A 22,590-nucleotide genomic window follows, 5' to 3' on the forward strand; every position below is an offset into this window, starting at 1 on the left:
TCTCCAGAATCGACGAACCGGAAGGGCAACGGGGTGCCGACGCGGTTCTGCGAATTGGGTTCTCGTACGCAGAGAGGAAGCGTCATGACGATGATGAACGGAGCAAAACACGACGTCGAAGATATTCTTGCATCGATCCGCACGAGCATTGCCGATCGAGCGCCGGAATATGACATGGACAGGCGGGAGGCACGTGTGGCGACATTAAGGGGTCGTGGAAATATCGCGGATGAGGCATTGGAATTCGAGCTGCCGGCGATCTTCAAGGCGGCTTCGCAAGCAGCGCCCGAGCGGCCCAATTTGCTCGGGCGGTTGAGTGAAGCGCTGGGCTCGAACGCGCAGCATGCACAGCAGAGCGATTGGGGTCGAGGATCGCGGACGGTCATTCCGTTCGAACCTGCCCACGGACGCATGATCGAGCCGCCGCCGAGGGCCCTCAAGGCCGCCAGGCAGGAGCAGCCCGAGGACGTCGCGGAACCTGAGGCTCACGATGTCAAGCGAGTCATGCCGACCTTTTTCGATACGCGTATGAGCCGCATGAGCCAAATGGCCGCCAAGCCGACACCCGTCGAACCGCCCCGGCAGGCGCCGCCGCAGCCTTCGCTGCGCGCCGAACCGCCGCGTCTTCCCGAGGGTCCGGTGACGGACGCCGCCCATGGCGCCAACGGCGGTGGCGTGGAAGATGCCGCAGCGCAGCTGCTGCGTCCGATCCTGCGTCAGTGGCTGACGGAAAATATGCCCAAAATCGTCGAGAAGGCACTCATGGACGAGACTGGCAAGCGCTGACGTTACTCAAGGTTGTGACACGGCGAACTGCATCCAAGGGGGTGGCAAGGTTGACAGCGAACGAATGTCAGCCTTACCACCGATGGCGAACAACCGCGGTTGGAAACGACACCCCCTCAGATGCTTGAAAAAACGTTCCGCCCGGCCGAGATCGAGCCGCGCATCAATTCCGAATGGGATAAGGCCGACGCATTTAAAGCTGGTCGGGCCGTTTCGGGCGGAAAGAATGCTTCTTATTCGATCGTGATCCCGCCGCCGAATGTGACGGGATCGCTCCATATGGGGCACGCGCTCAACAACACGCTGCAGGACATTCTCGTGCGCTTCGAGCGCATGCGCGGCCGCGACGTCCTTTGGCAGCCGGGTACCGATCACGCAGGCATCGCGACGCAGATGGTCGTCGAGCGCCGGCTCGCGGCCGATAAACAGCCGTCGCGGCGTGAGCTTGGGCGCGAAGAATTCTTAAAGCGCGTTTGGACGTGGAAAGAAGAATCCGGCGGCACGATCATCAATCAGCTGAAACGACTAGGGGCGTCCTGCGATTGGAGCCGTGAGCGTTTCACGATGGACGAGGGCTTGTCGAAGGCCGTCGTGAAGGTCTTCGTGCAGCTTTATAACGAGGGGCTGATCTACAAGGACAAGCGCCTCGTCAACTGGGATCCAAAGTTTCAGACAGCGATCTCCGATCTCGAAGTCGTGCAGGTCGAGGCGCGCGGCAAGTTCTCGTGGTCGAAAGACAGCGGCGAGCCATTCGATGCGACAGCACTGGCGAAAGTGCTCGCAAAAGATCCAAGCGGGCACATGTACCATTTCCGCTATCCGCTGGCGGCGAAGGTTCCGGGCTACGACAGGGATTACATCGTCGTTGCGACGACGCGGCCCGAGACGATGCTCGGCGACACCGGCGTTGCGGTGCATCCGGAGGATGAGCGTTATTTGGCGCTGATCAAAGCAGGCGCGAAAGTGAAGCTGCCGCTGGTCGGGCGAGAGATTCCGATCGTCGCCGACGAATATTCCGACCCTGAGAAGGGTACAGGCGCGGTGAAGATCACGCCCGCGCACGACTTCAACGACTTCGAAGTCGGCAAGCGGCATGAACTGGCGCAGATCAATGTGCTCGATGCGTATGGCAAGATGATCGACGTGCCCGAAGCCTATCGTGGTCTTGATCGTTTTGAGGCGCGCAAGAAAGTCGTCTCGGACATCGACGCCCTGGGCCTGCTCGAAAAGGTCGAGCCGACGACGCATACTGTTCCGCACGGGGATCGTTCCGGCGCCGTCGTCGAGCCGTGGCTGACGGATCAGTGGTACGTCAATGCCGGCGAGCTGGCGAAGCCTGCCATGGCTGCGGTCGAGAGCGGCAAGACCGTGTTCGTGCCGAAGAACTGGGAGAAGACCTACTTCGAGTGGATGCGAAACATCCAGCCGTGGTGCATTTCACGCCAGCTGTGGTGGGGTCATCAGATACCGGCTTGGTACGGGCCTGATGGCAAATACTTCGTCGCAGCGACGGAGGAAGAAGCGCGAGCGCTCGCCAATAGTCACTATGGCAAGGACGTTGCCCTGACCCGCGATGAGGACGTGCTCGACACGTGGTTTTCGTCCGCGCTTTGGCCGTTCTCGACGCTCGGGTGGCCCGACGAGACGCCGGAGCTTGGTCGATATTATCCGACGAGCGTGCTCGTCACCGGCTTCGATATCATCTTCTTCTGGGTGGCCCGGATGATGATGATGGGCCTCCACTTCATGAAAGAGGTGCCGTTTAAGGACGTTTACATCCATGCCCTCGTCCGCGACGAGAAGGGGCAGAAGATGTCAAAGTCGAAGGGCAATGTCATGGACCCGCTCGTCCTGATCGACGAGTTCGGCGCCGACGCATTGCGCTTCACTCTGGCAGCGATGGCCGCGCAAGGCCGCGACATCAAGCTCGCGAAGTCTCGCGTCGAGGGTTATCGCAATTTTGCAACCAAACTTTGGAATGCGTCGCGCTTCGCGGAAATGAACGAGTGCGTGCGCCAGCGGAACTTCGATCCGAAATCCGCGACGCAGACGTTCAGCAAGTGGATCATCGGCGAGACGGAGCTGACAGCGAAAGCAGTCACCGAGGCTCTCGAAGCCTACAAATTCAATGACGCGGCTGCAGCGATCTACGAATTCGTGTGGGGGCAGTTCTGCGATTGGTATCTCGAACTGATCAAGCCGATCCTTGCGGGCGATGACGAAGACGCGAAGGCCGAGATGCGCGCGGTGACCGCGTGGACCCTCGATCAGATTCTAAAGCTGCTGCATCCGTTCATGCCGTTCATCACGGAAGAGCTCTGGGACCACATGGTCGAGCACGGCGTCAAGCGAGACGATCTGCTCGCGCTCAGCCAATGGCCAGCACTCGATGGGCTGGTCGAGCGCGACGCGGTGGACGAGGTGAACTGGCTCGTCGCGCTCGTTTCCGAGATCCGTTCGGTGCGGACGGAGATGCGCGTCCCGGCCGGCACCAAGGTCCCGCTGGTCATTGTCGGTGCCGACGATCTCACGCGGGAGCGCGTTCGCCATAACGATGAGACGCTGAAACGGCTGGCCCGGATCGACGAGATCGATTTCGCAGATATCGCTCCGAAGGGCGCCGCGTTGATCGTTGCCGGAGAAACAACGGCGGCGTTGCCCCTCGCCGGGATCATTGACATGGACGCCGAACGGCGGCGCCTTGCGAAGGAAATTGAAAAGGCAGACAGCGACCTTAAGAAGATGGATGCGAAGCTTTCCAATCCGCAGTTCATCGAGCGGGCGAAAGAAGAAGCCATCGAAGAGGCGAAAGATCGCAAAGCCGAGCTTGAGGCGGAGATCAAACGCTTCTCAGCGGCTCTCCGGCGCTTGGAAGATGCGGCTTAGCCCGCAAGTCTTTGGATAGCGCTTTTAGCGGTCGTCAGAAGCCTGAGGCGAAGCCCGGTCAGTTTCCAACCGGTGCGCGTCAGTTCGAGCTTGCCGAGGTAGATGCGGGAAGCGTCGTGCTTGTCGGCCATGTCGATTTCAAAGGTTGTCAGGGCGGTGAACTTGGCGCGTTTGACGCGAGCCCAGCCGCGTGAAATTCGTTCCAGAATCGGAAGCGCGTTCGTTCCGTCGTCTGTTTCGACGTAGTTGCGATAGGCTTTGCGCATCGTGAAGAGTTTCGGGAGCCCTTCCGGCGTTACGTAACTGTCGACAAGCTGATCGACGGCGCTTTTTCCCCAATAAACTTTGAAACGCTGCCAGAGCGTGGGGGCCTTGGGCGGGGTCTGTTCCTGTTCGGGCAAATCCAGGGCGATATGCGCGATAGACGGTTTTAAAGTTTCGCGCACGCTTGGCCATTCGATTGCGGTCGCCAGGTATTCCGAATTGCCGCTGCGGACTGCCTCGCGGATGCGCCACGCCGTCACAAATGGCGATGCCGCGTAGGCCGACGCCGCAACGACAGCAAAGATGATCGCGACGCAAAAGCGTTTCATCGATTATGCCATTCCTTGGCGCCGATTATTGCGGTCGACGTTTGCAATGAATTCCGACAATCGTCGGGCCGAGCACTAGCCCTTTCCGGCCCTTCAGCCGTCATCCTCGGTTTTTTCGGGCGCTGCCGTCGTTTTGCAGATGGCTTTCAATTCTTGCCAGGACTGCACGTCGAGCGCTGGTGTTGCAGGGTAATCGGTTTGCCTCCGAACGAGCGCGACGCGTTCTGTAACGGGCGGGTGTGTGTGCAGCCAGGTGAAGGCGTCGGAGTTCCCGCCGGACGGATCCTGCGCTTCCATTTTCATCACGCGCACGAAGAAATTTCCGAGCCCTTTCGGTGCGATACCCGCCTCTTTCAGTAATTCGAGTGCCCGCTGGTCCGCCTGGCGTTCGGCATCGCGAGAGTAGCCGAGCTGCGCCAACATCAAACCGACATTCGCAAGTCCACCGCCCGCCCCGCCCCCGAGCATCACCTGGACGGCAGTCGCGAGGCCGATGCCGCGCAGAATGGCCGTCTCGGGGTGCAGCTCGATGCCGTGGCCCATCTCGTGGCCGAGGACGCCTGCGACTTCATCGGCTGTTTCGGCTTTTTCGAGCAGGCCCTTGGTCAACACGATCTGACCTCCGGGCACGGCGAAAGCATTCATCAGGTCCCAGTCGTAGACGCGGACGTTGAAGGCTGTTCCTGGCGGCGCGTTCTTCGCCAGGCGTTCGGTCAAGTGTGTGAGGGCCGTAACACCGTCGGCATCAACACATTGCTTATGCGGCGCAGTCATCGATTCGCGTGCCGCATTTCCCAGCCGCTGGCGCCAGTTTTCGGGCAATGTTTTGGCGACAGATTTGATCGGGCTCCATCCAGCGGCGAAGCCCACAAGGATCAGCACGGCGAGCATGGTTGCCAAGAGCAAAAATTGCCCTAAGCGGCGCCCACGAACGGATCGGTAGGAGAGGTGGGGGGCAAACTCCCGCAGACGCGCTGCGAAATCATGCCCTTGGACAAAGAGCGATGCGCCGGGCTCGTCTCGCGACGTGAGGAGCACGTCGATCGCATTGGGCCGTACCGGCTCCGAAGCGTGGAGTCCGGCGTAATGCCAAACGCGTTTGGGTTCTCCAGGTCCCAGATCGATTTCGATGCCGCTCAGACCGAGTGACGCCGTGCCGTCGTGAGACAAAGAGGATCGTCCGGACGTGAAGCGGCAATAGCTGCTTGCGGGATGAGACTGAGAGCTTGGCGGCATCGGTGCCCACCTGTTCGCGGCGTTAACCCTGGAGCGGAAGCGCCGCGCCTTGGCTCATTTAAGCACGGCGAAGGCAGAAGGGAATGTCCCGAGGATGCCTAACTCGGGCCCTCGTAGTGACGTACTCGGCTCGCTCTATAGGCTTACGCTGACGCCTGACTCGACGCCTGGATCGAATAATCGGAAATTCGCGCGACCGTTTTACTGGACAGGCCGGTCGTCGGCCCATCCTCGTGAGTTGTGGCTGTTAAGCAACTTTTTCAAACGCTACCGCCACTTTCGAGCCACAATAACCGCGCACGTGCAGAAGTCCGGTCCCGTATCGCGCCAACGTCCTTTCGATAGAATCGAGCACTTGCGGCTGCCGGATTGGCATCTCTGCCCTATTCGTATGCACAGCCGCTACGTGAAGCAGAGAGCCCGATGAGGAAAGCAATGGACGCGAAGACGTTCGACAAGTCGAAGCTTCCGAGCCGTCATGTGACGGAGGGTCCGTCGCGCGCGCCTCATCGTTCGTACTATTACGCGATGGGCCTTGAGGAAGATGACATCAAGCGTCCGTTCGTTGGCGTTGCCTCGTGTTGGAATGAAGCGGCGCCGTGCAACATCTCGCTGATGCGCCAAGCGCAGTCTGCGAAATTGGGCGTGAAGGAAGCGGGTGGCACGCCACGAGAATTTTGTACCATCACCGTCACCGACGGCATCGCGATGGGGCATCAGGGGATGAAGTCCAGTCTCGTGTCACGCGAGGTGATCGCAGATTCGATCGAGCTGACGATGCGCGGCCATTGCTACGACGCGCTCGTTGGGATCGCGGGTTGCGACAAGAGCCTGCCGGGCATGATGATGGCGATGCTGCGGCTCAACGTGCCAAGCGTTTTCCTGTATGGCGGTTCGATATTGCCAGGCCGGTTCAAGGGCCACGACGTCACCGTCGTCGATGTTTTCGAAGGCGTTGGCATGCATTCGGCGGGTAAGATGTCGGATGAGGACTTGCATGCGCTTGAGTGTGTCGCTTGTCCGTCGGCGGGATCATGTGGCGGACAATTCACGGCGAACACAATGGCATGCGTCTCCGAGGCGATCGGGCTCGCTTTGCCGGGCTCGGCGGGCGCACCGGCACCTTATGAAAGCCGCGATGCTTACGCGCTCGAAAGTGGCAAGGCAGTCATGCGGCTCATCGCGGACGGCATACGGCCCCGTGATATTTGCACACGGAAAGCGTTCGAGAATGCCGCCATCGTTGTCGCCGCGACGGGCGGCTCGACCAATGGTGCGCTACACTTGCCCGCCATGGCAAATGAGGTCGGCATCGACTTCGACCTTTTCGATGTCGCCGATATTTTCAGGAAGACGCCGTACATTGCCGATCTGAAGCCTGGCGGCCGGTATGTCGCCAAGGATGTTTTCGATATCGGCGGTGTTCCGCAGATTCTGAAGGCCCTTCTCGAAGGTGGCATCCTGCATGGCGACTGTCTCACTGTGACCGGAAAGACGCTCGCGCAGAATCTCGAAGCCGTAAAATTCAATTGCGACCAGAAAGTCGTATTTCCGGTTTCCAATCCGATCTCGCCGACGGGCGGCGTCGTCGGGCTCAAGGGCTCGCTGGCGCCAGACGGCGCGATTGTAAAAGTAGCTGGGCTCAAGACTTTGAAATTCCGCGGTACGGCAAGATGTTTTGATTGCGAGGAAGACGCTTTCCACGCCGTCGAAACGCGCGATTACAAAGATGGCGACGTGATCGTCATCCGCTACGAGGGACCGAAGGGCGGTCCCGGCATGCGGGAGATGCTGTCGACCACTGCCGCTCTTTATGGGCAGGGCGCGGGCGACAAGGTCGCGCTCATCACCGACGGACGCTTCTCCGGCGGTACGCGCGGCCTTTGCATCGGTCACGTCGGACCGGAGGCCGCAGTCGGAGGGCCCATCGGGCTTCTCAAAGATGGGGACGTGATCATCATCGATACGGAGGCTGGAACGCTCGACGTCGATGTCAGCGAAGAGGAATTGGGGCGACGGCGCAAAACGTGGAAGGCGCCGCCGAATATGTATCAGTCAGGGGCACTGAAAAAATTTGCAGACCAAGTGGGACCGGCCAGGTACGGCGCCGTAACCCATGCGGGCGGAAAGGCGGAAGTGCACTGCTATGCGGACATTTAGATTTGCGCTCGCGGGAAGCGTCGTCGTTTTTTTCTCGACGCTGAGCTTCGCAATGGCGGACCAGGTGGCATTCCGGTCGTCCGACGACGCCATGAAGCAAGGTATCTCGGCCTTCAACGGTGGATATTACGAATTGGCGCTTCCAGCATTCGAAGCGCTTGAGGCGACCAAACCGCGGATTGCGCGCTTTTACGAAGCGCGCATCTACGGCGACAACGATGGCGCCTATACCGATCATGGCAAGGCGTTCCGGCTTTACAAAGAACTCGCCGACGAACTCAAGGACATCGATCCGGATGACGAGGATTTAGCGCCGATTGCGGCAAAGTCGCTGACGGCGGTTTCGATGTACTTGCGCAATGGCATCAAAGATGCCGGCATCCGTCCGAATATCGAATTGGCGGATTTGGATTTGCAGCGCGCGGCGCTGACGTTCAACGACGAAGACGCGCAATTCGAGCTTGCGAAAGTTTTGCTCCGCGGCGAAGGACCGGAGATCGCGGGTTATGAAGATCCGGCGAGCAAAATCGAAAACGGCCGGCATTGGCTGTCGCGTCTCTCGCGCGCCGGGCATCCTGGAGCGCAAGCGTTTCTTGCCGATTTGTTGTGGCGCGGCAAGTTCGTTCAGAAGGATCAGGCGGCCGCGCTCAATCTGATTGACGTTGCCGTTTCCAACGCGCCGCCGAATGAGCGCGTGTGGATCGAGGACATCTACCAGAACATCTTCTGCAACGCGGGCGAAGGCGTTCGTCAGCAGGCGACCGGCCGCGTTGCCGAATGGCACAATCGCTACGGCCGCCGTCCGATCGTGCGCGATGACCGAGACGGCCTCGACGAGCTTAACGCTGAGCCAATCCGGACCTGCGCCAACGGCGAACTGGTGCGGCCGATGACGGCGATTAGTGCTCCAGCTGCAGTTCCACCGCCGATAAATGCATCGCGGTCCGCGGCGCATCGCAGTGTCGCTATCGACATTGAATTGGGAAAAGCCTCCGGCTTCGCAAGAGCTGCGGGCGTCGGTGCGCAATCCGCGCCGAGCGGCTTTGCGCCGACAGCAACCGTGCCGCAGGGTGAAGCGCGCTAGGCGGCGAGCTTGATCCAGACCGGCGCGTGATCGGAAGGCTTCTCTTGTGCCCGGGTGGCGCGGTCGATTCCCGATGACACGAGGAGATCGGCTGCCTGAGCAGAAAGCAGCATGTGGTCGATGCGGATGCCGTCGTCTTTCTGGAAGGCGCCAGCCTGATAATCCCAAAATGTGTAGACGCCCGGCCCCGGATGGCAGGCGCGGGTCGCGTCGGTGAAGCCGTGGTTTACAAGAGCGCGCCAAGCGGCACGGCTTTCGGGTTGGAATAGCGCGTCGTTGACCCACGCCTGCGGGCGCTTGGCATCGACCGGGTCCGGAATGACGTTGAAGTCGCCCGCGAGGACCAGGGGCATCTCGTCGTCGAGTAATTGCAGCGCGCGCCTCTGCATCCGCTTCATCCAGGAGAGTTTGTAGGCGAATTTCTCGGTGCCAATCGGATTACCGTTCGGCAGGTAGAGCGATACGATGCGGATCATGCGATTGCCGAGTGGAACCGACGCTTCGATCCAGCGGGCATGCACATCGAGATCATCGCCCGGCAAACCGCGCGTTACGTCTTCGAGAGGCGACTTTGAGAGGATCGCGACGCCATTGAACCCCTTCTGGCCGTTGGTCGCGACGTTATAACCGAGGTCTTCAAAGGCCGCTTTCGGAAAGCCTTCGTCGACCGACTTTATTTCCTGAAAGCAGATGACGTCCGGCCCATGCTGACGCAGATAGGCCAGCACCGATTCAAGTCGCGCCTTGACGCCGTTGATGTTCCACGTGGTGACGATCATGGCGTCCATGTGCCACTGCGGCGCGCCTAAAGCAATTTTTGATTGGTCAGATCGAGAAGCTGGTGCCACAGCCGCAGGAGGCGGTTGCAACGGGGTTTTTGATCTTGAAAGCGGCGCCGATGAGGTCGTCGACGAAATCGATCTCGGCGCCGTCCATGTATTGCAGCGATACCGGATCGATCACCACGACCGCGCCGTTTCGCTCGATGACAAAATCGTCCGCCTCCCGCGCATCGACGAGATCGAACTTATACTGAAAGCCGGAACAGCCGCCGCCCTCGACGGAAACACGCAAAACGGGAGACGCGGGTTCGCTACCAGCGATTTCGGAAATTCGTGTCGCGGCTCGATCGGTAACGGTGACGGTCATGGTCTCGGCGTAGCTTTTGAAAAAAGGAAAACGACAGCGGGCGTGGGTGGCGCCTTCGGTTCCGAAAAGATAGGAAGGCGCATGATCAAGTTAAATACCAAGTGCGGCAGTCTATGCCAATCAGGTTAAAGCCGGACATCGATCCCGACGATTACGGGGAAAAGCTGCAGCCCGGCGAACGCGCGCCTGCCTGCTATGCCGCGAGTGCAGAGCCCACGCGGGGGCGGTTCCATGCGGAACCCGAATGTACGACTCGCAGCCCGTTTCAGCGCGATCGGGACAGAGTGCTTCATTCGACAGCGTTCCGGCGTTTAACCTACAAGACACAGGTCTTTCTGCCCCATGAGGGCGATCACTACCGGACCCGGCTGACGCATACGCTTGAGGTGGCTCAAATAGCCCGCACGGTTGCGCGCCAGCTTCGGCTCGACGAGGACCTCGCCGAGACGGTCGCGCTGGCCCACGATCTCGGGCATTCGCCGTTCGGACATGCGGGAGAACGGGCACTCGACACGGCAATGGCTGACTTCGGCGGTTTCGATCATAACGCCCAATCTATTCGCATCGTGACCAACCTCGAACGCAAGTATCTGGCCTTCGATGGGCTCAACTTGACGTGGGAGACGCTTGAAGGGCTAGCGAAACACAACGGCCCCGTCGCGGACCGTGCATTGGCCGTTGCGAAAGCGGTCCATCATCTTGAGGACGCATGGCGGCCCCTTGCGCTCGATAAGTGGGCATCCGCCGAGGCCCAGGTCGCGAGCCTTGCCGACGACATTGCTTATCTTTCGCACGATGTGGATGACGGTTTGCGCGCGGGGTTGATTTCGCTCGATGTCTTGTCGGAGACGCCGCTCGCAGGAGAAATCACTCGTGATGTCGCCGCACTGGCGCGTGACGCGGAACCCGGGCGCGCGATTTACGAAATTACGCGGCGCATGATCACCGTCATGGTGAGTGATCTGATTGCGGAAAGCAGGCGCCAGCTCGCCAAGCTAGCACCGAGATCGAGCGATGACGTTCGCGATGCGGGCCGGGCGGTGATCGCATTTTCGGCACCAATGGCGGACGATCTTATGCAGCTTAAGTCGTTTCTTTTCCAAGCCGTCTACCATCACCGCAAGGTGCTCGACGTTATGGAGCGCGCGGAGAAGATCGTTCGCAATCTTTTCGAGCGGTACAACGCCGATCGCGCGGCGCTGCCGGAGGATTGGCGTGCGGCGTCCGAAGGGCTCGATTTGCGCCGACGTGCGCGGCTCGCATGCGACTTTCTTGCCGGGCAGACCGATCGCTACGCTCTTGCCGAATATCGCCGATTGTTTGACGCCACCGCGGAACTGCGATAGGCGCGAGAAAACTCCCTCTCTCATTCGTCTGCGCTTGGAATGGGGGCAGGATAAGCATCTCAAGGACTCCCATGAACGTTTTCACCGAAGTGCAAACGCGCGTCAGAGCCGCGCTCGAAGCGTTGAAAAGCGAAGGCGCGCTGCCTGCCGATCTTCCGTTGCCGGATTTCGAGGCCGAGCCCCCGCGCGATGCGAGCCACGGGGATATTGCGGTGAACGCGGCCCTGGTGCTGGCGAAAGCGGCCAAGATGAAGCCGCGTGATATCGCGGAGGCACTGAAGTCGAAGCTCGAAGCGCATCCTGACATTGCGAAAATCGAAGTCGCCGGGCCGGGATTTCTGAACATCACCTTCAAAAGCGAAGTGTGGCACGATCTCATCCGCACGATCCTGCAGCGTGGCTCAGCCTACGGAGCGGGGTCGGAACGGAGCGACGGGAAGCTCAACGTTGAATACGTTTCGGCTAATCCAACGGGACCGATGCACGTTGGGCATTGCCGCGGCGCAGTGTTCGGAGATGCGCTTGCAAATCTGCTAGTGTTTGCAGGCTACAACGTCACGCGCGAATATTACATCAATGATGCAGGCGGACAGGTCGATGTGCTGGCACGGTCAGCGTACCTCCGATATCGCGAGGCGCTGGGCGATGACATCGGCGCCATTCCGGAAGGGCTCTATCCCGGGGAGTATTTGCAGCCGGTCGGCGTTGCGCTGGCCAAGGAGCACGGGAAATCCCTGATCAATATGCCGGAAGAACGGTGGCTGCCGATCGTTCGATCGTTTGCGATCGAAAAAATGATGGAGATGATCAAGGACGATCTTGCTGCCCTCAATATCCGGCACGACGTCTTTTTCTCAGAAGCATCGTTGCGGTCTGGCGGCCGCGACCAGATTAAGGCTGCCATAGAGGAACTGCGGAAAAAGGGGTTGATCTACGAGGGCAAGCTCGAAAAGCCCAAGGGCCACGACGACGGAGAGTGGGAAGATCGTGTCCAGACGCTTTTCAAATCGACGGCCTTTGGTGACGATGAAGACCGTGCGCTGCAGAAGTCGGACGGCAGCTACACGTATTTCGCGGGCGACGCCGCCTACCATTACGACAAGTTGCAGCGCGGCTTCCGGCACCTGATCAACGTCTTCGGCGCCGACCATGTCGGCTATATTCCGCGTATCAAGGCGGTGGTTGCGGCGCTTTCCGACAAAGCTGCCGATCTCGACGTGAAGGTTGTGCAACTCGTCCGGCTCTTCAAGGCTGGCGAGCCCTACAAGATGTCGAAGCGGGCTGGGACTTTCGTGACGCTTCGCGATGTCGTCGACGAGGTTGGCCGCGACCCTGTGCGTTACATGATGCTCTACCGGAAAAACCAGGAAACCTTGGATTTCGATTTTGCCAAGGTGACGGAGCAGTCGAAGGATAATCCCGTCTTCTACGTGCAATATGCACATGCGAGATCGGCGAGCGTGCTGCGCAACGCCGTCGAGCAGATCCCGGGTCTCGATGTTTCCGTTGAAGCCTTGAAGAATGCCGACCTATCAAGCCTCACCGATCCAGGTGAGATCGATCTCGTCAAGCGTCTGGCGGCATTTCCGCGTCTCGTCGACGGCGCTGCATCGGCGCATGAACCGCATCGCGTGGCGTTCTATCTCTATGATCTGGCAAGTGCTCTCCACTCCCAATGGACACGAGGCAACGATTCGCCACATTTACGATTTATCCAGTCAAATGACGGGGTTGCGACTGCTGCACGCTTGGCGCTGATCATAGCGACAAAGACGGTGATAAAATCGGGACTGGACATTCTCGGCGTCGAGGCTCCCGAAGCGATGCGGTAAAGTCTCGAATCGAAGATTTGGCGCAAGGGGTGCTGCGCCCGATATTGAGGGGTTTCGCGATGTCCTCGCAGAACGCATATCCAGGACCGAATGGGGCGCGGGCCGCTGCCCGCCAGCCAAACCACGAGCAATCGCGTCAGCCCTCGTGGGTCAATCCCCACGCTCAGCCGCAGTCTCAACCCGGATATACGCAGCAGCCAGCAAATGCCTGGCCGCCGCAGGATAACGACTACGGTCACCAGCCTGGATATGGCCAAGCCCCGCCGCAGCAGCCGGATTATGGCCACTGGGGCGCGCTGCAACCGGGCGCGCGTCACGAGCAATCGGCTCCGTCGCCTGCGTCTGATCCATACGCGCCACAATTCGAGCCCTATGTTCCTCCGTCCAATGGGCCATCGTTCGGACGTCGCGAGCAGGCGCCGGGATTTGGGCAGCCGCAGCCTGCACCGCAATGGCCGGGGCGGACCGGCGCCGAGCAGCCGGGGTTTTCGGCTGGGTCGTATGGCGGCTCGGGGTATGCACAGCCGAGCCATGGCGGTCCGACATATGGCGAGCAGGCCTATCGCGAACCGGAGCTCAGTGCCTCTGACTGGGCGGGGCAGCCGGGGGACTTCGGTCCGGATCCCTACCAGGAGCAGGGCGATAACCTTGGTTTTGCGCAAGCCGAGGGCGGGGAGCTCGACGCCTACGACGACGAAGGCGACTATGATGACGAGGAGGCACCGCGCAGCCGCCGTCCGCTCATGGTCGTCGCAGCGCTTGCCGGTGCTATCCTCGTTGGCGGCACCATGGCTTACGGATACAAAAAGCTTGGCCTCAGCGAGCCTCAGGGCGATCCGCCCATCATCAAGAGCGAGGCGTTTCCGGCGAAGACGAAGCCTGCTGATGCCGGCGGCAAGGTCTTTCCCTACACCGATACCAAGATCATGGGCCGGTTAGGTGACGGCACATCTTCTTCGGCCGGAGGCCCGGCGACTGCACCTCTGCCGCCTGCAGCGCCCGACAACGCACAGGCCGCATCTGCCGACTCGGAACCCATCGATGGCGGTCCCAGGAAAGTATCGACGCTGGTCGTAGGGCGCGACGGATCCATTCAACAGCCGCCTGACAGTGGCCCCGCGGCGCCAAGCCAGGTTTCCGTTCCCGGGACGTCGCTGGTCGATGTCTTCGGCCAGCAGCATGCGAATGCCGGTCAGCCGCCACCACCTGCGCGTGATGAACCTCCGTCGCAAGTAACAAAGTCGGTGAGCGGCGACGACACACCTGCGCCGATGAAAAAAGCAGCGCCTGTGAAGATCACAACGCTCAATGCCAAGCCATCGACCACAGGCAGCGTGGATGCGAATGACACGCCCGTCCACAGCAAGAGGCGGCTAAAGAGGGTCGCCCGCGCCGAATCCGGGATGACCTCGGACGCTTATGAGCCGGGAGCGCCGGTTACGTCGGGCAAGTCGAGCGGCTTTGTCGCGGTGCTCGCATCGATTCCGCATTCGTCGTCGAGCCGCATGGATGCTCTCAAGCGGTACGCAGACATGCAGCAGAAGTATTCGTCTGCGCTCGCCGGGAAGACGCCCGATGTGGCAAGCGCGAATCTCGGCGCCAAGGGCAGTTATGATCGATTGATCGTCGGTCCGCCCGGGTCTCGCAGAGAAGCGAACAACGTCTGTTCAGAGCTCAAGGCGGCCGGCTACACGACCTGCTGGGTGACGTCTTATTGACGGGTATATGAAATACGGCGAACTCCAAATGGCCGATGCCGGTGCTTCGGCCATTTTTGTTTGTTTGGCGGTCATTCCGTAAATCGGGGTCGCGTCAGATCGTCAGCATACGAAGGCCCCAACGGCCGGTATGCTTGCATTCGCCAATCCGAGTCTTACGATTTACGGGGCCGCTGCAACCTATTCGCTTGCGATCCGCACATCGAGCGGGCGGACTCCCGCTGTCTGAATCAGTGTAATGTTGAGCGCCGGATCCCGATCAAGGGCGCCCCAACGGGTATCGAATTCCATAAGAGCGATGACAGAAACGACCACACAAGGTGAGCCGGGCGCGCAGGAATGGGATGCCCTCAGTTTCGAGGCCATGCCGACGGCCGAGGAGGCTTTCGTCGTCGATATCGATGGCTTTGAAGGCCCGCTCGATCTGCTCTTGGCGCTCGCCCGAACACAAAAGGTCGATCTTTCAAAAATCTCCATTTTGGCGCTGGTCGAGCAATATCTCGGCTTCATTGCCGGGGCGCAGCAGTTGAAACTCGAGATTGCCGCCGACTATCTCGTCATGGCGGCTTGGCTCGCTTTTCTGAAATCGCGTCTCTTGCTGCCGAAAGAGAAAGACGATGCAGACACGGCGTCGGCGGAGGAAATGGCGCAACGGCTGGCTTTCCGCCTGATGCGTCTGGATGCCATGCGGGAGAAGGCCGCCACACTCTTTACGCGGCGGCGGCTCGACAAGGATGTTTTCGCACGTGGTCAGCCGGAACGGGTTCGCGTCACGCGGGATACGACCTACACCGCGACGATCTACGATCTTCTGAAAGCCTATGCAGACCAACGCAAGCGGACGATAAAAGTCGTCCACGTCGTCAAGATGCGACGGGTGTGGTCGATCAAGGAAGCGCGGATGCGGCTGCAAAAGCTGGTCGGTGCGACGGAAGGGGATTGGGCGCAGCTCGATCTTTTCCTTGAGCAGTATCTGCCCCGAAACGAGGAGGAGCGCTCAGCGCTGGCCAGCTCTTTCGGGGCAACGCTCGAAATGGCGCGAGAAGGGTTAATCGAGCTTCGCCAGGACGAGCCGTTCGCGCCGATCTATATGCGCAAACGTGAAGCAGGGGCTGAGTGGGAAAAGATCGGCTAGCGCCGCCGTAAAGGCCGTTATAAGGGGGGCTCGAAATAGCCATGGTTCCGCCGAGACTGAGTGTCGTGTCGGACATTAGCCGAGAGATGGAAGTGATGTCGGCAAACGACGATGCCGATAATGCGCGCGATCAAGGCGAGCCGCATGTGCTGAGCGATCCGGAGGCCGCCGTCGATCATCTGTCGAAGAGTGCGCAACGTGAGAAGCTTCGCCGTTTGGAAGCGCTTCTCTTTGCATCGGCTGAGCCGGTCGATGTGAAGACGCTTGCGCGCTGTGTCGACCCCGAGGACGACATCAATGCGCTGCTGGCGGACCTGCAAGAAGCATACAAAGATCGCGGTATCGCGCTTGTCCGCGTCGCTGGGCGTTGGCAATTTCGCACTGCCGATGATCTGTCCTATCTACTCGAACGACAGCAGAAAGAGGAGCGGAAGCTTTCAAAGGCGGCGCTCGAAACGCTGGCGATCATCGCTTACCATCAACCCGTCACGCGGGCCGAGATCGAGGACATTCGCGGTGTTTCGACCTCGCCCGGCACCCTCGATGTGCTGATGGAAACGAGTTGGATCCGACCACGCGGCCGCCGACGGGCGCCGGGAAGGCCGTTGACCTACGGCACGACGGAAACGTTCCTCGTGCACTTCGGGCTCGACACGATCAAGGACTTGCCGGGTCTTGCCGATCTCAAGGCTGCTGGGTTGCTCGACGCTAATCTGCCGCCCAACTTCACGATGCCGGCGCCCACCGATGTCGCCGCGCTGATGCCCGACGAACTACCGCTGTCCGACGACGGTGATGAGGAAGAGCAGGAGGCTTTGCCTCTCGACGGGGACGAGAGGGAAGCTGGCGAGGAGAGCGATGGCGCCGAAGGCAGCGAAGCTCCGCCGGAGCCGAAGGGGGAATAGGCCGTTCGGCAGGCTGCGCGTCGAAGTTAACGGAATGTAATTCGATTTATTCCGGCGATTCTTCGCTGTTTTAAGGTCATTGGTACGCCAACGCGCCAAGATCGCGTCAATTGGTGTTTGCCCGAACCTTGCTCGTGCCTAGCGGTTCTGCGATAAGATACTTAACTCCCACGGGTGGCCGCTGCCGCCGAGAGGTTTCAATGGGTTTTAGTGCACAACATATTCTTCTGCTTTTGATCATCGCGTTGCTGCTGTTCGGCCGCGGCAAGATTTCCGAGCTGATGGGCGACGTCGCGAAGGGCATCAAGAGCTTCAAGAAGGGCATGGCCGAGGACGACGAGCCGGAGAGGCCAGCGCCCCGCACGATCGAGAACGATGCGGTAAATTCCGATCGCACAAAGGTCGGTTGACGTTTCTCATTTGCGGTGCGGCTCGGCTGAGCTCGGCAAGGTCAACGCATGTTTGAAATCAGCTGGAGCGAGCTTCTGATTCTCGGCGTCGTGACGCTGGTGTTCGTCGGCCCGAAAGAGCTGCCCGCGTTGATGCGAACGCTCGGCAAGTATGCGGGCATGGTCCGCCGTCATGCCAACGACTTCAAAGCCCAATTCGATGCGGCGATGCGCGAGGCCGAACTCGACGCGATGCGCGAAGAGGTCGAGAAAATGCAAACCTCGATCAACGCTGAGGTGATGCGTGCGAAGACGAGCATCGGCGACGCAGGCAAACTCGCGCGGATCGAGCCGCCGTCGACCGCAAATACGAGCGCGTCGGAGAAGCAGGACCCGCCCGCTCATGCAGCGGTCTTGAAGCCGCCCATGCCAGCGCCTCCAGGCATGGAGTCTTGAGGCGATGCTCGAACGGTTGCCGCCATCGGGTCCTTCGGGGGACGATGTGCCTCGCGAGGGGCAGGACGAGATCGACGCCAGCAAAGCGCCGTTGCTCGATCATCTCATAGAACTCCGGCAGCGGTTGATCTGGGCGCTCGGCGCCTTCGTCGTCATGTTCTTCGTCTGCTTCTCGGTTGCGGGGCACATCTACAACGTGCTTGTCTGGCCGTATATGTGGGTGACAGGCAACGATCATGTGAAGCTGATCGCGACGCACTTCCTCGAACAGATCATGACGCAGGTGAAGCTTGCGATGTTCGGCGCGGCTTTCCTGTCGTTTCCGGTCGCCGCCACGCAGGTCTATAAATTCGTTGCGCCGGGGCTCTATCGAAACGAACGGCGCGCGTTTCTACCGTATCTGATCGCGACGCCCGTTTTATTCGTCATCGGGGCGATGATGGTCTACTTCGTTGCGATGCCGGTGCTGATCCGATTTTCCATCGGGCTCACGCAGTCCGGGGGGCCAGGCGCTCCGACGATCGAGCTGTTGCCGAAGGTTTCCGAATATCTTTCGCTGATCATGACGCTGATCTTCGGTTTCGGCATCGTCTTTCAGCTGCCCGTTGTCCTAACGCTATTGGCCCGCACCGGCCTGGTCACTTCGACGGCCCTGAAGCACGGACGGCGCTATGCGATCGTCGCAATCTTCGCAGCCGCGGCCATTCTGACTCCGCCCGATGCATTCAGCATGGTCATCATGGCGCTCCCGACGATTGGGCTCTATGAGATTTCGATCCTGGCCGTGCGCTTCGTCGAGAGACAGCAGGCGGCTGCTGCGAAGACCTAATCGGCTTCCGTGTTCTAGACCTCGCGCGCGGTTCGCCGTATGACCTGCGGGAATCTGCAAAACGAGGCCCGCCCGTGTTCGATATCAAATGGATCAGAGACAATGCCGAAGCTTTCGACGAGGGCTTGAGGCGGCGAGGGCTTGCGCCACAGGCTGCCGCTTTAATCGCGCTCGACGATAAGCGCCGCGCAACGCTGACGACGCTGCAAGAGGCTCAGTCGCGCCGCAACACCGCGTCGAAGGAGATCGGCAAGGCGAAGGGCGCCAAGGACGAGGCGACGGCCGCGCGTCTTATGTCGGAGGTCGCCGCGCTCAAGGATACGATTGCAAAGGGCGAGGACGACGAGCGCAGGCTCGATGCGGAGATAAAGGCCGCGCTCGAAGTCATTCCGAACCTGCCGCTTGCCGATGTTCCCGAGGGTAGCGACGAAACCGGCAATGTCGAAATGCGGAAGGTCGGAACGCCTGCGCGTTTGGATTTCACGCCGAAGCAGCATTTCGAGATTGGCGAAGCGCTGGGATTGATGGATTTCGAAGCCGCGCAAAAGATTTCGGGCGCGCGCTTCGTCGTGTTGAAGGGCGCGCTGGCGCGGTTGGAACGCGCGCTCGCAAATTTCATGCTCGATCTGCATACGGGCGATTTTGGATATACGGAGGTCAATCCGCCGATCCTGGTCAAGGATCAAGCAGCGTACGGGACGGCCCAGCTGCCGAAATTCGCGGAGGATCTCTTTAAGACGACGAACGATTTTTGGCTCCTTCCCACGGCCGAAATTTCGCTGGCGAATCTCGTGCGCGAGCAGCTTTTAGACGAAGCGCAATTGCCGATGCGCGTGACGGCCTGGACGCCGTGCTTCCGGTCGGAGGCGGGTGCGGCGGGCAAAGATACGCGCGGCATGATCCGGCAGCATCAGTTCTCGAAGGTCGAGCTTATTTCGATCACGACGCCGGAAACGTCTCTCGAAGAACTCGAACGTAAGACGGCGTGTGCAGAGGAAATTTTGAAGCGGCTCGGTTTGCCGTTCCGCACGGTGGTTCTGTGCACGGGAGACATGGGATTTGCGTCGCAGAAGACTTACGACATCGAGGTCTGGCTGCCGGGACAGGGTATGTATCGCGAGATTTCGTCGTGCTCGGTGTGCGGTGATTTCCAGGCTCGGCGCATGGACGCGCGCTATCGTCCGAAAGACGGCGGCAAGCCCGTTTACGTGCATACGCTGAATGGCTCGGGACTCGCGGTCGGGCGTACGCTGATCGCGGTGCTCGAAAATTATCAACAGGCCGACGGCAGTGTCATAATTCCCGATGCCTTGCGCCCGTACATGGGCGGGCTGTCGAAGATCGCGAAAATCTAACCGCACCCGGCGGCCGGCTCTCCGTCAGGAGAGTCGCCGGGTGCAAGGAAAAACATGCGCATACTGATTACCAACGACGACGGCATCAATGCGAAGGGGCTTGAAATCCTGAAAGCGATTGCGCTCGGCATTTCGTCGGACGTCTGGACAGTTGCGCCGGAGACGAACCAGTCGGGCACGTCGCATTCGATGACGCTGCACACGCCGCTCAGATTGCGCACGCTCGACGATCGCACGCACGCGGTCGCCGGTACGCCGACGGACTGCGTAATCATGGCGGTGCGCCATATCCTGAAGCATCAACCGCCCGATCTCATTCTGTCGGGCATCAATCACGGATCGAACCTGGCGGAGGATATTACGTATTCGGGAACCGTCGCGGCGGCGATGGAAGGAGCGGTTCTCGGCATCCGTTCGATCGCGCTGTCGTTGATGATGGGGTTTGAAGATGGAGAACGCCGTGCGTTGTGGGACACGCCGCTCGCGCATGCGCCGCAACTCATCAAGACACTCATTGCGCAGAAGTGGAATCCCAATACGCTGATCAACGTCAATTTCCCGGATACTCCGCCTGAGGCGGTGAAAGGCGTCGCCGTCGCGACGCAAGGATTTCGGGATCAGGCGCTGCTCAACATCGACAGCCGAGCTGATCCGTGGGGGACGCCGTATTTCTGGTTCGGTTTCGAGCGGCGGAAATCGACGCTTGTGCCGGGCACTGATCTGGCCGCGATTGCGGAAAGCAAAATTGCCGTCACGCCGTTGACACTCGACCTGACGGATCGCGGCGCCGCGAAGACGCTCGCGTCGCGCCTCAAGTAAATCGTCTGCGGACCTCTGCAACGCAAACGCCGCTGGAATGCCGAAATCTTTTCGCGAATAAAGCGCAATTCTCACCTAATGAACTAACTCTGGGTGAGGCCGCTCTCTGCGAACCTCGTTCGACGTTATCGATCCTTCCTTCATGCCGGCTGTGCGCGGGGCACGGACAATCGGCATGCCGCATCGCTACTTTCAGGATTTGGGGCAATCCGTCTGGCGACGTTTACCGCCTGTTAACCGGTTAACGGTTAATGGATGGTGCGAGTAGAGGTGCGTACCATGACCATTTGTTTTGGCGTAGGCCAGCGCGGGCGTTTCAGCCTCAAGTCCGCAGGTGCCGTTTCGATTTTATTTGTCGGCCTCGCGATTGGAGGCTGCAGCGCAGACGTGACGCGGTTTGACAGCGCGTCGTTCAATCTCAACGATCCGCCAGATGCTGCCCCGGTGCCTTCGGAGCCGGTTCGGACGAGTGCACTTAACGATAGCCAAGTCGTCGCGTCGCAGCCGCGCGGGCCTTACGGTGCCGGTGCATCCTCGGTGCAAGTTGCCGCTTTACCAGATGCAGGGCCGCCAAATCAGCCGTCATCTTACGCGCAACCGTCCTACTCGGCGCCCGCCTATTCGCCGCCGCCGCCCGCCTATACGCCTCCTGCGCCTGCGCACAGCTACAGGCCGAAACCGTTCGGCTATACAAGCTATGAAGTTCCGAACGGCGGTCACGCGGCATCGTCTAATGCGCCTCGGCCAACAGTGCGCGGCGATGAGATCGAGGTGCAGCCTGGCGACACACTCTATTCGCTGTCTCGCCGCTACAACGTTTCGATGTCCGAAATGATGTCGATCAACGGGATCAGCAACCCCAATTTGCGTCCGGGCCAGAAGCTTTATCTGCCGAGCGACGCTCACATGCCCCAGCCCACGCGCAGCAGCGTGGCGGCTGCGAACGCCGTCGAAGCGGCGCGGCCTGCGCCGGCACCGCTGGCACAAGCGGCTCCCCCCGTCGCTGCCCGATATAACGCGACCTATACGGTAAAGCCCGGCGATTCCCTTTACGGCATTGCGCGCGCCCATCATGTGAAGTTCACCGAACTGCAGCAGGTGAACGGAATTGCCGATCCGCGTTTCGTGAAGCCAGGAGCCGTGCTGAAAATTCCGGACAACGGAGGATCGCAGGTCGCGGCGTCGGCGCCTCCAGCGCGCATACCCCGACACGCGACGAGCGTTGCCGACAATGCACCTCCGGCTGTCGTGCCGCCGCTTAGCGCGACGCAATCGAAAGCGGATATTCCGAATTACGGTCAGTCGCTGACGACCCGTCCGACCATTATCAACGAGCGGCGCGTCGCCTCGCTGACGGACAAGCAAACCGACGCCGCACCTGCACCGCCTCCGCAAGCTCCTGCCGCGCCCCCGGCCATCGCGCACAAGGTTGCGGCCGAAGCGGCGCCTGCCGCCGCACCGAAGCAACCGGAAAAGAAGGTCGCGATGGCGGGCACCGCTGCGGCGTCTGCTCTCGCCGGCGCCGTCAAGCTGCGCTGGCCGACGACGGGCCGGATCATTGCGGGCTTCGGCGGTCGTCCCGACGGCACGCATAACGACGGTATCAATCTCGCCGTCCCCCTTGGTACCGACGTTCACGCTGCCGAATCCGGTGTCGTCGCGTATGCCGGCAACGAGCTCAAGGGCTACGGCAATCTCGTGCTCCTTCGGCATGACAACGGTTGGGTGACGGCTTACGCGCACAACGATCAACTGCTGGTCAAGCGTGGCGACAAGGTGCAGCGCGGACAGGTCATTGCCAAGGCCGGAAAGACCGGATCGGTCGACCAGCCGCAGGTGCACTTCGAATTGCGTCAGGGATCGCGGCCGGTCGATCCGATACCGTACCTCGAGAAGCTCTGACGCTCACGGG

The 22,590-nt window shown here is 60.4% G+C and carries 19 protein-coding genes; 15 read left to right on the plus strand and 4 right to left on the minus strand.

Annotated elements, in window-relative coordinates; translation table 11 throughout:
• The first annotated feature begins 84 nt into the window (after positions 1-84).
• Complete coding sequence (locus tag VHB22_RS05980) at positions 85-786, plus strand: DUF2497 domain-containing protein (RefSeq protein ID WP_325456039.1); 702 nt, start codon at positions 85-87, stop codon at positions 784-786.
• A gap of 120 nt (positions 787-906) precedes the next feature.
• Positions 907-3,672 carry a valine--tRNA ligase gene (locus VHB22_RS05985; RefSeq protein WP_325456040.1) on the plus strand — a complete coding sequence of 922 codons (2,766 nt, stop codon included), beginning with the start codon at positions 907-909 and terminating at the stop codon, positions 3,670-3,672.
• Here the strand turns inward: VHB22_RS05985 and VHB22_RS05990 are convergent.
• Both VHB22_RS05990 and VHB22_RS05995 read right to left on the minus strand, forming a co-directional pair.
• Positions 3,669-4,265 carry a DUF2939 domain-containing protein gene (locus tag VHB22_RS05990; protein ID WP_325456041.1) on the minus strand — a complete coding sequence of 199 codons (597 nt, stop codon included), beginning with the start codon at positions 4,263-4,265 and terminating at the stop codon, positions 3,669-3,671. The two genes, VHB22_RS05985 and VHB22_RS05990, sit on opposite strands and share 4 nt — an antisense overlap.
• Before the next feature lie 93 nt (positions 4,266-4,358).
• On the minus strand, positions 4,359-5,435 hold the full coding sequence (locus tag VHB22_RS05995) for a M48 family metallopeptidase (protein ID WP_325456042.1): 1,077 nt from the start codon (positions 5,433-5,435) through the stop codon (positions 4,359-4,361).
• A gap of 501 nt (positions 5,436-5,936) precedes the next feature.
• Here VHB22_RS05995 and ilvD point away from each other — a divergent pair.
• Both ilvD and VHB22_RS06005 read left to right on the plus strand, forming a co-directional pair.
• On the plus strand, positions 5,937-7,661 hold the full coding sequence (gene ilvD, locus VHB22_RS06000) for a dihydroxy-acid dehydratase (RefSeq protein ID WP_325456147.1): 1,725 nt from the start codon (positions 5,937-5,939) through the stop codon (positions 7,659-7,661).
• Positions 7,648-8,745 carry a sel1 repeat family protein gene (locus VHB22_RS06005; RefSeq protein WP_325456043.1) on the plus strand — a complete coding sequence of 366 codons (1,098 nt, stop codon included), beginning with the start codon at positions 7,648-7,650 and terminating at the stop codon, positions 8,743-8,745. Before ilvD ends, VHB22_RS06005 begins: the two co-directional genes overlap by 14 nt.
• Here the strand turns inward: VHB22_RS06005 and xth are convergent.
• Both xth and erpA read right to left on the minus strand, forming a co-directional pair.
• The gene (gene xth, locus VHB22_RS06010; RefSeq protein WP_325456148.1) at positions 8,742-9,524 is read right to left on the minus strand and encodes an exodeoxyribonuclease III; all 783 of its coding nucleotides are present in this window, start codon (positions 9,522-9,524) and stop codon (positions 8,742-8,744) included. The two genes, VHB22_RS06005 and xth, sit on opposite strands and share 4 nt — an antisense overlap.
• Before the next feature lie 46 nt (positions 9,525-9,570).
• Positions 9,571-9,894 carry an iron-sulfur cluster insertion protein ErpA gene (gene erpA, locus VHB22_RS06015; protein ID WP_325456044.1) on the minus strand — a complete coding sequence of 108 codons (324 nt, stop codon included), beginning with the start codon at positions 9,892-9,894 and terminating at the stop codon, positions 9,571-9,573.
• Positions 9,895-10,007: 113 nt separating this feature from the next.
• Between erpA and VHB22_RS06020 the strand changes: the two genes are divergently transcribed.
• The 11 genes from VHB22_RS06020 (at position 10,008) to VHB22_RS06070 (ending at position 22,580) form a co-directional block, all read left to right on the plus strand.
• The gene (locus VHB22_RS06020; RefSeq protein ID WP_325456045.1) at positions 10,008-11,240 is read left to right on the plus strand and encodes a deoxyguanosinetriphosphate triphosphohydrolase; all 1,233 of its coding nucleotides are present in this window, start codon (positions 10,008-10,010) and stop codon (positions 11,238-11,240) included.
• A gap of 71 nt (positions 11,241-11,311) precedes the next feature.
• Positions 11,312-13,072 carry an arginine--tRNA ligase gene (gene argS / locus VHB22_RS06025; protein ID WP_325456046.1) on the plus strand — a complete coding sequence of 587 codons (1,761 nt, stop codon included), beginning with the start codon at positions 11,312-11,314 and terminating at the stop codon, positions 13,070-13,072.
• Positions 13,073-13,131: 59 nt separating this feature from the next.
• On the plus strand, positions 13,132-14,790 hold the full coding sequence (locus VHB22_RS06030) for an SPOR domain-containing protein (protein ID WP_325456047.1): 1,659 nt from the start codon (positions 13,132-13,134) through the stop codon (positions 14,788-14,790).
• A gap of 298 nt (positions 14,791-15,088) precedes the next feature.
• Positions 15,089-15,925, plus strand: coding sequence for a ScpA family protein (locus VHB22_RS06035; RefSeq protein WP_325456048.1), 837 nt, complete (start codon positions 15,089-15,091; stop codon positions 15,923-15,925).
• Positions 15,926-15,966: 41 nt separating this feature from the next.
• The gene (gene scpB / locus VHB22_RS06040; protein ID WP_325456049.1) at positions 15,967-16,830 is read left to right on the plus strand and encodes an SMC-Scp complex subunit ScpB; all 864 of its coding nucleotides are present in this window, start codon (positions 15,967-15,969) and stop codon (positions 16,828-16,830) included.
• A 200-nt stretch (positions 16,831-17,030) separates the two neighbouring features.
• Positions 17,031-17,240: a twin-arginine translocase TatA/TatE family subunit gene (locus VHB22_RS06045; RefSeq protein WP_325456050.1), complete on the plus strand. Its 210-nt coding sequence runs from the start codon at positions 17,031-17,033 to the stop codon at positions 17,238-17,240.
• A gap of 48 nt (positions 17,241-17,288) precedes the next feature.
• A complete protein-coding gene (tatB, locus tag VHB22_RS06050) occupies positions 17,289-17,675 on the plus strand; it encodes a Sec-independent protein translocase protein TatB (protein ID WP_325456051.1) in 387 nt (128 codons plus the stop codon).
• Between the two features lie 4 nt (positions 17,676-17,679).
• Positions 17,680-18,504 (plus strand): twin-arginine translocase subunit TatC, encoded by an 825-nt coding sequence (tatC, locus tag VHB22_RS06055; protein WP_325456052.1) that lies wholly within the window; start codon positions 17,680-17,682, stop codon positions 18,502-18,504.
• A gap of 74 nt (positions 18,505-18,578) precedes the next feature.
• Positions 18,579-19,859 (plus strand): serine--tRNA ligase, encoded by a 1,281-nt coding sequence (gene serS, locus VHB22_RS06060; protein ID WP_325456053.1) that lies wholly within the window; start codon positions 18,579-18,581, stop codon positions 19,857-19,859.
• A 54-nt stretch (positions 19,860-19,913) separates the two neighbouring features.
• The gene (gene surE, locus VHB22_RS06065; protein ID WP_325456054.1) at positions 19,914-20,678 is read left to right on the plus strand and encodes a 5'/3'-nucleotidase SurE; all 765 of its coding nucleotides are present in this window, start codon (positions 19,914-19,916) and stop codon (positions 20,676-20,678) included.
• Positions 20,679-20,957: 279 nt separating this feature from the next.
• Entirely contained in the window at positions 20,958-22,580 is a 1,623-nt protein-coding gene (locus VHB22_RS06070; protein WP_325456055.1) for a LysM peptidoglycan-binding domain-containing protein, read from the plus strand.
• Positions 22,581-22,590 lie beyond the last annotated feature (10 nt).

Origin of the sequence: Hyphomicrobium sp., from assembly GCF_035548195.1 — a bacterium.
Classification (GTDB): domain Bacteria; phylum Pseudomonadota; class Alphaproteobacteria; order Rhizobiales; family Hyphomicrobiaceae; genus Hyphomicrobium_B.

Excerpts from the sequence above, each read along its gene's own strand:
- surE (WP_325456054.1), top strand. The coding sequence starts at position 19,914 with ATGCGCATACTGATTACCAACGACGACGGCATCAATGCGAAGGGGCTT.
- xth (WP_325456148.1), bottom strand. The coding sequence starts at position 9,524 with ATGATCGTCACCACGTGGAACATCAACGGCGTCAAGGCGCGACTTGAA.
- ilvD (WP_325456147.1), top strand. The coding sequence starts at position 5,937 with ATGGACGCGAAGACGTTCGACAAGTCGAAGCTTCCGAGCCGTCATGTG.
- VHB22_RS06045 (WP_325456050.1), top strand. The coding sequence starts at position 17,031 with ATGGGTTTTAGTGCACAACATATTCTTCTGCTTTTGATCATCGCGTTG.
- VHB22_RS06070 (WP_325456055.1), top strand. The coding sequence starts at position 20,958 with ATGACCATTTGTTTTGGCGTAGGCCAGCGCGGGCGTTTCAGCCTCAAG.
- tatC (WP_325456052.1), top strand. The coding sequence starts at position 17,680 with ATGCTCGAACGGTTGCCGCCATCGGGTCCTTCGGGGGACGATGTGCCT.
- VHB22_RS05990 (WP_325456041.1), bottom strand. The coding sequence starts at position 4,265 with ATGAAACGCTTTTGCGTCGCGATCATCTTTGCTGTCGTTGCGGCGTCG.
- VHB22_RS06005 (WP_325456043.1), top strand. The coding sequence starts at position 7,648 with ATGCGGACATTTAGATTTGCGCTCGCGGGAAGCGTCGTCGTTTTTTTC.
- argS (WP_325456046.1), top strand. The coding sequence starts at position 11,312 with ATGAACGTTTTCACCGAAGTGCAAACGCGCGTCAGAGCCGCGCTCGAA.
- VHB22_RS06030 (WP_325456047.1), top strand. The coding sequence starts at position 13,132 with ATGTCCTCGCAGAACGCATATCCAGGACCGAATGGGGCGCGGGCCGCT.
- VHB22_RS06035 (WP_325456048.1), top strand. The coding sequence starts at position 15,089 with ATGACAGAAACGACCACACAAGGTGAGCCGGGCGCGCAGGAATGGGAT.
- VHB22_RS05980 (WP_325456039.1), top strand. The coding sequence starts at position 85 with ATGACGATGATGAACGGAGCAAAACACGACGTCGAAGATATTCTTGCA.
- VHB22_RS06020 (WP_325456045.1), top strand. The coding sequence starts at position 10,008 with ATGCCAATCAGGTTAAAGCCGGACATCGATCCCGACGATTACGGGGAA.
- erpA (WP_325456044.1), bottom strand. The coding sequence starts at position 9,894 with ATGACCGTCACCGTTACCGATCGAGCCGCGACACGAATTTCCGAAATC.
- tatB (WP_325456051.1), top strand. The coding sequence starts at position 17,289 with ATGTTTGAAATCAGCTGGAGCGAGCTTCTGATTCTCGGCGTCGTGACG.
- scpB (WP_325456049.1), top strand. The coding sequence starts at position 15,967 with ATGGTTCCGCCGAGACTGAGTGTCGTGTCGGACATTAGCCGAGAGATG.
- VHB22_RS05985 (WP_325456040.1), top strand. The coding sequence starts at position 907 with ATGCTTGAAAAAACGTTCCGCCCGGCCGAGATCGAGCCGCGCATCAAT.